5 protein-coding genes are annotated in these 5,788 nt (G+C 35.5%); all 5 read right to left on the reverse strand.

The window, feature by feature from the left end; all coding sequences use genetic code 11:
• Positions 1 to 59: 59 nt before the first annotated feature.
• Positions 60 to 1,271: a 3-(3-hydroxy-phenyl)propionate transporter MhpT gene (gene mhpT / locus KPC_RS17215; RefSeq protein ID WP_121975578.1), complete on the reverse strand. Its 1,212-nt coding sequence runs from the start codon at positions 1,269 to 1,271 to the stop codon at positions 60 to 62.
• A 24-nt stretch (positions 1,272 to 1,295) separates the two neighbouring features.
• On the reverse strand, positions 1,296 to 2,549 hold the full coding sequence (locus tag KPC_RS17220; protein ID WP_213065906.1) for an OprD family outer membrane porin: 1,254 nt from the start codon (positions 2,547 to 2,549) through the stop codon (positions 1,296 to 1,298).
• 149 nt (positions 2,550 to 2,698) lie between these two features.
• Complete coding sequence (locus KPC_RS17225; protein WP_121975579.1) at positions 2,699 to 3,646, reverse strand: PDR/VanB family oxidoreductase; 948 nt, start codon at positions 3,644 to 3,646, stop codon at positions 2,699 to 2,701.
• A 94-nt stretch (positions 3,647 to 3,740) separates the two neighbouring features.
• Complete coding sequence (locus tag KPC_RS17230) at positions 3,741 to 5,045, reverse strand: aromatic ring-hydroxylating dioxygenase subunit alpha (RefSeq protein ID WP_121975580.1); 1,305 nt, start codon at positions 5,043 to 5,045, stop codon at positions 3,741 to 3,743.
• A 497-nt stretch (positions 5,046 to 5,542) separates the two neighbouring features.
• Positions 5,543 to 5,788: hypothetical protein (locus KPC_RS20620; protein ID WP_213065907.1), on the reverse strand; the 246-nt coding region annotated here is incomplete at its 5' end.

Raw genomic sequence — 5,788 nt, forward strand, 5'->3', positions numbered from 1 at the left:
TTATTAAATATAATATTCAAAAATAAAGGTAAGACTTGCTTACCTTTATTTAAATTCAACTATGTAATTTCTTTTTTAAAGATTATCGTCTCTTGGACATCAAGTTTACGGGCTAAAACAAACATGCACACAAGTGCTATTACGATACATGGGAACATAGACAAGAGTACTCCAGAAGTTCCACCACCAGTATTTAAAATTTGACCTGCTACAGCCGGTCCAACCATTGCACCAATGCGACCTACCGCATTTGCAGCACCCACGCCCTGACCACGATGTTCAGTAGGATAAGCAAAACTACTAAACGCATAAGAAACACCATTACTTCCGATCAAAAAGAAGCCTGTAAATGCTGCTGCAAGATACATGATCATTAATGTTGGCGCACTATTCATAAATATGAGTCCAGTCAGGATACCAATGTAGACTATCCCGATCACAACCGATTTATTCCACTTATCAATCAAACCTGTAAATAAAAGTGTGCCTATAGTTGCACCTATCTGAAAATAAACCTGAGCCATACTTCCTTGTTGTTTGGTAAATCCAAGTTCAACAAACAACGATGGCAACCAACTTAACATGATGTACAACACCATCGCAGTAAAGAAGCATCCTCCCCATAATAAAATGGTTCTCGATGTCTGCTTATTACTAAATAATGCCAGTGAGTAACTGATATTTTTAATACGAGTCTGAACCTGAGCGTATTCTTTTGACTCAGGTAAGTACTTGATCATAAATGGCACAACTACTAATGGAATAATCCCGCCAGCATAAAAAATAAGTTTCCAGTTATTAGATGAATCCATTGCCGCCCAAAGTGAAATAAGTATTGCACCTATAGGCATACCACAATACATCATACCTACGGCTTTACCTTTATTTTCAGCAGAACTGGATTCAGAGGCCAATGCAATCAGGTTAGGCAATGCAGCTCCAAATCCTAAACCGGCCATAAATCGAACCACGAGTAAACCGGTAAAATTTTGTACAAAAACAATAGAAAGTGTAAATACTGCAAATAAAACTACCGCAGCAATTAATACCTTTTTACGTCCAATCTTATCAGCATAGTATCCACCAATAATGGTTCCAGGAAGCAAACCAAAAATTCCAATACTAAATAAAAGTCCCAGTTGTGCTGAATCAAGTTGAAAATGCTGCTTAATAGATGTTGCTGCTACTCCAATCGCCTGTATATCAATTCCTTCAATTAAAGCGATTAGGAAACAGATCACAATAGTAAAATTCATTGTGCTATTTTTCATACGGAAAATCCTTTTCTACTTCTTTTAAAACTTCCATGTGTAATCAATCCCGATACGAAGTTCATTATCAGGCTTAAACGAAGCTATAGGAGCAAAATCATTATCATAAATGGCGTAACGGGTCCGGATACTCAAGCCATGTAAATATCTGACATGTTCAGGCACGGTATACTGGAGATCAAATGCCCATTCATCTTCTTTGAGATCAGTTCCACCCAATTTTGGCAGATGGATATTGTCACCACGGCTATAACGTACGGCAAATTTCATACCTTCAATGAATTGTTTTAAATCGACGTCATAGCGCAGGCTCCAAACCTGCTCTTTAGGATTCAGGAAGTCTGTACTTACACCATCAAGAAAAAACAAGACTTCCCCGCCATATAAGTAAGGAAAACCAGTTTTACCAGAGCTGTTTAACATACCAACTGAAAATGTATGTGGGCCTGTACGTAGTCCAAAATTACCTGCAAAAAGCGTATTGTCTACAGGACCCGCCAGTTTTTTCCCATCTGTACCACTATGATAAATTTTTAGATCAGTTAAAAAATTCCACTGATCATTTATCCTTGAATTGCTTTTTGCCATGATAAGTCCCTGACGATATAAATCAGTTACATCTGCTGCATAAGCACCAATTAAATTATCTTTATCAAAGTTATACTGAAAACCACCATAAAACATATTGTCCGTCGTTGCAGGTAAGAACTTACCATTTGCACCAGAGATTTTTATATTTTCATAATTACTTGAATCACGCTGGTTAACTTTGTCCAGCCAACCTAAAGTAATCAATGTGTTATCTATATCCTTACTCTGTATTTCAACCCCTCTAAAAGTTTGCGGTAATAATCTGGCTCTTGATGAAAACACTACAGGTGTAAAGGGCATCAATGTCCCTGCTTTTAACTCGGTCTGACTATATTTTACTTTTCCTGTAACACCGATTTTTCCATAAGCATCAGCTGCTTCATGCGTATATTTATTTACAGGTAAAATCTGTGCACCCGTTTCATTTGAGTCAGCATGCAACTTAAAACCCGCCATAGCCTGCATGTCTAAACCGAAACCAATTTTCCCTGATGTATAACCAGACTCAACTGTAAATACAAAACCTTGTGCCCACTCTTTTAAAGCAGGAACACTAGATATTTCTGTATAATTCCGATCATAATAATAGTTACGTGTCCAAAGGCTGGCTTTTGTATCCTCAATAAAATCATTGGCAAAAGCATTGCTTGAAGAGACTAACATTCCTAGAAGAATCTTCTTTTTCATTAACATTTCCTTGTTAAATGTGACTTACAACAACTTTTTTAAATATTTCCTTAAATCATCCTGATTGTTTTGCATATAAAACTTAGTTTTATTCGTTTTTTAAACAAATAAAAAAGACCCTTCATATCAAAGAGTCTTTTCTGGGTCTTCTATAAATCTAAAACCAATATTTTTGTTTTGGAGCGAGAACAGCACGGAGTGAAAATCTTATTTGAAGCATGCTCCTCATCTGTTAAAAACATATCCCTATGCTCTGGTTCTCCTTCCAGAATATTTGTTAAACAAGTACCACAAATTCCTTGTTCACATGAAACGGCTATTTCTATTCCACACTTTTCCAGTGCTTCGGTAATACTTTGATTTACTGCAATCGGAATGAGTTCACCAGTAGATGCAATTTTTACCGAAAACTCAGTATTCTCCTCATCACTTGCTGCTGAGTCAGCAGTAAAATGTTCTTTATGTAGATGATCTTTTTGCCAATGATGCTTTTCAGCCATTGTAAAAATAAAATCCATAAATCCATTTGGTCCACAAACATAAAGATGTTTGCTGGATTCAAATTTACTTAAAATTTTATTCACATCCAGTTGATTCTGCGGATCATCTTCTATATGAAAATGAATTTCTTCCGAAAATTTTGATTCTAGAATATCTTTGAAGGCAATCGCATTTTCATTGCGCACAAAATAATAAAATTCAAAAGGTATATTTTCACGCTTTAGTGTATGTGCCATTGATAAAATTGGGGTAATTCCAATTCCACCTGCAAATAAAAGTGCTTTATTGGTATTTTGATGTACAGGAAATAAGTTTCTTGGCTCACTGATTTCTATACGATCACCAACTTTAAATTGCTGATGAATAAAGGATGAACCTCCTCGGGAATGATCATCCTCAAGCACACCAATGATATAGTGATTCTTTTCTGAACAACAGTTTGCAATCGAATATTGTCGAATTAGACCATTTCCCAAAACTATATCAATATGGGATCCTGCTGTGAATGAAGGCAAATCTCTGCCATCTTCAGTAATTAATTCAAAACTACGAATATTAGGTGTCAAATCTTTAATAGATTTTATTTGAACGTACATACATAAATTCCATTTTACGACTTAGTTTTCATAAATCGTTTTCCTTTCACATCTCGTTATAAACCAGATATATGGAAGGAAATTAGTTACGTTTTTACTTGCCAGATCCGTGAACTGCAAAAAATTTTGCACCTTCCATTTTTTGACCGACAGCAGCCTCATAATCAAGGCGAACGTCTTCAGGCTGACCAGCTTGACCAAAAAAATCTTTCAAATAAGGGCCCAATAGTGGATGTTCCCCTAATTCTTTGCGTGGTAAACCATTAATCAGTTCATCACGACATGCAGAAGGAAGAACAACATCTTTATTAATGTCTTTATCAAAAATTAGTGCTTTAGGAACAAAATCAGGGGTATTTTTGAGTTTATCCAGTTCGTCAAAGAAACGACGGCGTAACATTACAATTCCACGGTCACTTTGCCCAAGATTTTCACGAGTACGATCAGTGATCGTGCCTTGTCCAACCCAAACGACAAAATCCTGATTTGCTACATGTGAAGTAATCCAACGACCAGTTCTTGGGTCACGAATTGGTCCGTACCATGATGGAATTTTCTCTTGCTGATAAGGCTCTTGTTCTGTCGGAACACGGCTGAAAATCCAGAGTACACTAAGTGTATTTTCATCATCAACAGGCACACGCCATTCAAAATGATGACCTAGATAGAATCCATTTGGCCATAATGTTACTCGCCCCACTGTCCACATAGGATTGTTTTCATCTTCCTCGCCACGCAAACGGCGATAAGTAAATCCATACTCGAACTCATCAAATTCGAGTTTCAAATGAGTCGGAACATATGGACCATTTGAACCAGATTGACGTATGGACCAGTTGTTATGAGTCCACTCGAAATGAACTGGGTCGATTGAGTTTTCCTGACATTGAAACCAGTTGCATGGCAGTTCAGCAAAAACAGCTTGCGCAAATCCATTTTTATAATTAAATAAATCCCAATCTGGAAGTTCCGGGACTGGCTCAGGTCCCATATAAATCCATAACATCCCTGCTTTTGCTTTTACTCGATAAGATTTAATTTTGATACGTTTGCACATACGTGCAGATGGATCACAGACTTGTTCAAAAGGTTGTTCAATACATTGACCTGTTTCATCAAAGCGCCAGCCATGGTAGCTACAACGTATTCCATTATCTTCGACATATCCGTAAAGCATGTCTGCACTACGGTGTGGGCAATGTCGATCTACAACACCATAGTTTCCGCTGAGATCTTTATATAAAACCAAGTCCTCACCCATAATGCGAATAGGTTTTATAGCATTTTCAGTAAACTCGCTTTCACCTGCAATTGGGTGCCAATACCGACGTAGATATTCACCCATTTCCGTTCCAGGTCCAACTTTAGTTAATCTCTCATTTTTTTCTTCCGTGAGCATGACTATCTCCTAAGCTAAATCGCATTTTGTTTTATATACAAAACAATGTTTATATTTTATGTCATAAATTTAGCGATTAAAAATTAACTTGTCAAAATAAAAAAGGGATTTTATTTTTTAAATGAAAAAATTCGAGTGTAATATTATGATATTTCAATAAATTTAATTAACTTTCATAATAAAAATGCAGCCAATGTACCACAACTATGCACCTTTTGTTCTTTTAGCTAAATCTGTCGCATGTGACATTGTTATTCCCCAAATAGTCATTAATATTATAAAAATTAGTCTTAGCATTTTATTTCTATCTCTATGCCTGTTTTTTATTCAAACCTTTTTCTAAACACTTCATAAAAATAAATAGATACTAAAGGCAAAGGCTTTGTTATATAAACATTAATAAGCAAATGACTTAACAATAACGTTTAAAATTCAACACATTGAAATATTTCAACTATATATTTATAAAATAAAGTACATTTCACCTGTAATAAAATCTACCTGACAGTACTCGCATCTTTATTTCCATAACTCCAATAAAAGTATTGCGAAAATGGTCCAACCCTGACTTGCAAATATGAATATGACAAATAGTTTGGTTTTTCTATTAATTTGAAATTTAGTTTATATTTTTCAGATTGGTAATCATTAATATCTTTATAAAACTCTATTTCATCATTTGGAATAAAGTAATACAAACTAACTGTTTTATTCGCTGGTATTGTTATTGATTTATCTTCTGG

It is taken from the genome of Acinetobacter stercoris, from assembly GCF_900323515.1.
Classification (GTDB): Bacteria; Pseudomonadota; Gammaproteobacteria; order Pseudomonadales; family Moraxellaceae; genus Acinetobacter; species Acinetobacter stercoris.

Coding starts and splice junctions, on each gene's coding strand:
- mhpT (WP_121975578.1), bottom strand. CDS start 1,271: ATGAAAAATAGCACAATGAATTTTACTATTGTGATCTGTTTCCTAATC.
- KPC_RS17230 (WP_121975580.1), bottom strand. CDS start 5,045: ATGCTCACGGAAGAAAAAAATGAGAGATTAACTAAAGTTGGACCTGGA.
- KPC_RS17225 (WP_121975579.1), bottom strand. CDS start 3,646: ATGTACGTTCAAATAAAATCTATTAAAGATTTGACACCTAATATTCGT.
- KPC_RS17220 (WP_213065906.1), bottom strand. CDS start 2,549: ATGAAAAAGAAGATTCTTCTAGGAATGTTAGTCTCTTCAAGCAATGCT.